Annotated in this window: 1 protein-coding gene; it reads right to left on the minus strand. The window is 45.4% G+C overall.

Translation table 11 applies throughout. The features are described from left to right. The coding region (locus AAEY78_RS13065) for a hypothetical protein (RefSeq protein WP_502943773.1) at positions 1-273 on the minus strand (273 nt) is incomplete at both ends.

Below are 273 nucleotides of genomic sequence, written 5' to 3' on the forward strand. Positions count from 1 at the left end.
TGTAAAAGCAGCTCGGCCGCTCGGCACTTTTCCCTGTCGTTTACCGGTGAAATAAGGTGCAATGGATTGCACCACACCATAACCAATCACCCAGCTAGCCATAAAGCTACCAACACACCAATGATCCCAGCCAAAAGTTGTGGCTAAAAATACCGGTAATGCCACCACAAACCATACATCTCTGGCGCCAAACAAAAACATCCGCGCCGCCGAAAGGATGTTAATCGACTGACTTTTAGAAAAAATATCTTTGAATTTGGGTTTGTTTTTCGC

This window comes from Psychrobacter sp. 16-MNA-CIBAN-0192 (assembly GCF_040309565.1).
Classification (GTDB): Bacteria; Pseudomonadota; Gammaproteobacteria; order Pseudomonadales; family Moraxellaceae; genus Psychrobacter.